The 3,469-nt window shown below is 30.5% G+C and carries 3 protein-coding genes; 2 read left to right on the top strand and 1 reads right to left on the bottom strand.

What is annotated here, in order from left to right; genetic code table 11:
* Nucleotides 1-281: 281 nt before the first annotated feature.
* Nucleotides 282-983: a cytochrome c biogenesis protein CcdA gene (locus SVN78_09480; protein ID MDY6821836.1), complete on the bottom strand. Its 702-nt coding sequence runs from the start codon at nucleotides 981-983 to the stop codon at nucleotides 282-284.
* A gap of 88 nt (nucleotides 984-1,071) precedes the next feature.
* On the opposite strand from SVN78_09480, the gene SVN78_09475 reads away from it, so the two are divergent.
* Both SVN78_09475 and SVN78_09470 read left to right on the top strand, forming a co-directional pair.
* The gene (locus tag SVN78_09475) at nucleotides 1,072-1,467 is read left to right on the top strand and encodes a cytochrome c maturation protein CcmE (GenBank protein ID MDY6821835.1); all 396 of its coding nucleotides are present in this window, start codon (nucleotides 1,072-1,074) and stop codon (nucleotides 1,465-1,467) included.
* Between the two features lie 40 nt (nucleotides 1,468-1,507).
* Nucleotides 1,508-3,433 (top strand): cytochrome c-type biogenesis CcmF C-terminal domain-containing protein, encoded by a 1,926-nt coding sequence (locus tag SVN78_09470; GenBank protein MDY6821834.1) that lies wholly within the window; start codon nucleotides 1,508-1,510, stop codon nucleotides 3,431-3,433.
* Nucleotides 3,434-3,469 lie beyond the last annotated feature (36 nt).

Genomic DNA, 3,469 nt, shown 5'->3' with positions numbered 1-3,469 from the left:
GGATAAAAAACCCAAGGAAACTAAAAGATAACGCACTTATGCCGCCTATTGATATAAATGAAGGAAGGGTAGATGAAATTTTGGAGATATTAAAGTGAATAAAAATTTTATTAATTGCTTTAAATGTAAATATCTAAGAATAACCTGGGATGAAAAAAGACCCTATGGGTGCACTGTCCTTAATTTTAAATCTAAAAGATTACCTTCAATTGAAGTATACAATTCCTCTGGTAAAAAATGCATGTTCTTTACACCAAAAACAAGAAAAAAATAGGATCTGTCTAGCTAAAAAAAGTTGCTAAATAGCTTAATGCATTTGTAAATATAAGAATTCCCATAAAAATCAAAAGTATTCCTGAAGCCTTTTCTATAAAAAGAGATACCTTTGAATATTTTTTTATAAGCAGAAGACAAGTTGACAAAAAAACAGCAGTTATTAAAAATGGAACCCAAAGACCAGCTGAATAGACAGAGAGTAAAAATATACCTTTATTTATAGTTTCCTCAGTAGCAGCAACTGCCAGTATAGAACCAAGTATAGGACCTATACAGGGTGTCCAGCCAAGAACAAATGCCAAACCCAACAAAAATGACTCTATATAATAAGGTGAGTTACCTTTTTTATAATTTACCTTATATTGTTTTTTCAATAAATTAAATTTAAAAAAACCTAACAAATGCAAGCCAAAAATAACAATAATAACACCTGCTACTTTTGATAAGACATACTTATACTGCACAAAAAAACTACCAATCCATGTAGCACTTGCACCCATAGCAACAAAAACAGTTGTAAAACCTAGGCCAAAAAAAATTGTGCCAATGATTGCTTTAACATGTATCTTTCTACTGCTTTCAGTAAGACTATATAAGTTTTCGCCAGAAATAAATGAGATATATGCCGGTATTAATGGTAAAATGCAGGGTGATAAAAAAGAAAGGAAACCTGCTAAAAATACAGTAACAATGGTAAGTTCATTCATGTTACTCTCCAAATTTATTATTGCTTTTTTATTATTTTATTTTAAAATAATAAAAATTCAAGATGTTATATATTATTAGGGAGTCGTTATGAAGAAAAAATATATCATAAGCTCTTGCTTAATTATTATTGCTATTATATATCTTATCACAACTGGTTTTAACAAAAGTGGTATATACTACTTAGAGGTAGACGAACTTATAGCTAAAGATATCTCTCTAGGTACTGATGTAAGGGTATCTGGTTTGGTAAAAGTTAATTCTGTTATAAGGAATGATAAAGAGAAAGAGTTGTTTTTCAAGCTTATTGGTGAAGATAATAATTATATAAATGTTTCTTATAACGGTATAATACCAGATACATTTAAAGAGGGCAGGGGTGTGATTGTTGAGGGTGTTTACAATAAAGAAAAAAATACTCTAGATGCAAAAACCCTCTTAGCAAAGTGCCCATCAAAATATGAAGCTAAATTAAGTGAAAAATAACCGTATTTAGTTCTAACCTAATTTTTCAAGGGGGTTATTCTTGGGTAAGCTTGGTACATTATTTGAGTTAATTGCTCTAGTAATTGCTATTATTGCAATAGTATCATATGTATATGCCTATATCTATGGCAATAAAAGATATTTTAGAAGAGCAAATTTTCTAGTTATAGTTAAAATTTTATTTACTACCCTCTCAGGGGTAATACTTACTTATGCTTGCATAACCAGCTATTTCAAAATGGAATATGTTGCAAAATATACTGACAGATCACTTCCCCTAATCTATAAATTTTCAGCTTTTTGGGCAGGCCAGGAGGGCTCACTTTTTTTATGGGCTTGGCTTATTACAGTATTTTCTGCTATAGAGTTATATAGAATTAGAAAATTCGACTACAGGTACAATTCACTTGTTTTTATAACTTTACTTATAACTGAAACATTTTTCCTTATGTTGACAACCTTTGTTATGAATCCATTCAAAGAACTCGATTTTTTCCCAATGGATGGCCTTGGCATGAACCCACTTTTACAAAATCCTGGGATGATTTACCATCCTCCAACACTATATATTGGCTTTGCGGGTTTTACTGTTACATTTGCTCATGCAGTAGCAGCAATTATGTCAAAAGATCTTAAAGCCTTTTGGATAAAAAATACTAGATATATAAATCTTATAATTTGGTTATTTTTAACAATCGGTATTGTGCTTGGTGCACAGTGGTCATATGTTGAACTTGGTTGGGGTGGTTATTGGGCGTGGGACCCTGTTGAAAACGCATCACTTTTTCCATGGTTAACCGCAACCGCATTTCTTCACTCTGCTTACATATTAAACAAAAAATATGCATTAAACAACTGGACATATATTCTAATTTTAGCTACCTATGAACTATGTATATTTGCAACCTTTTTAACAAGAAGTGGGGTTATTGACTCTGTCCATAGCTTTGGTAAAACCTCATTAGGGCCTCTATTCTTAATTTTTATCATATTAACAACTGCTATTTTTCTATTTATATTCTTCAAAAAGGGGATAAAAAAAGTAACTGAAGATGTTACCCTTTCAAAAGAAGGCTTAGTATACATTACAAACTGGGTTTTTATAGCACTCTTAGCAGTAATTTTTTTTGGCTCTACCCTACCTATATTTACTCAATTTTTTATGCCAGAAGGGGCATCGGTAAGCATATCTTACTACAATAAAGCTACCACACCATTTTTTATAACAATTTTCATACTACTAGGATTGTGCAATGCTATTCCTTTCAACGGTGTTAAAAATAGAAAATTTTTATCAATAATTATACCCGCTTTTATTCTTGCATTAATAGTTAGTATTTATCTGTATTTTACAGGTTTTAAAAAAATAAATTCAGTAATATTATATTTAGCAGACCTATTTGCCCTTTTTTCGGTCTTACTATTTATTATAAAAAACCTCATAAAAGGTGGTATTAAAAATTTAAAGGTAAATAAAAGCTTCTATTCATCAATGATTATTCATATAGGCATTCTAATAATGGGGCTAGGTATAATATTTTCCTCTCTTTATCAAAGAGATGCCGAGGTTGTTGCCTCGCAAGGAGAGACAATTAAACTTAATCATTACATTCTAGAGCTTGGAGAGATTAAATTTAATGAATTCACAAACTATGTTTCTGCATATGTGCCAATAAAAGTTAATAATGAAAAGGGTGAGTATATTATAACAGTAGCTCCTGAGAGGCGTTTTTATAGAAATCACGAAGAATCCTTTGGGGAGGTTGCCATATATTCAAAATTGTCGCATGATCTATATATCATTTTAGCTTCATATTCAAAACCAGATAATTATATTGGCATACAAATTAAACTCCTACCGCTTGTCTCATTTATATGGATTGGTTTTATTATAATAATCCTTGGCGCAATCATTTTTTTAGTACCTATAAAAAACAATGCCACAAAAAACATTAGAAACAATTAATTTAGAAAAAAGATATGGACAAAAAAGTGTCCTAAA

The sequence above is a fragment of the Deferribacterota bacterium genome (assembly GCA_034189185.1).
In the GTDB taxonomy this organism is placed as follows: domain Bacteria; phylum Chrysiogenota; class Deferribacteres; order Deferribacterales; family UBA228; genus UBA228.
This window is presented reverse-complemented; position numbering and strand designations above follow the sequence as displayed.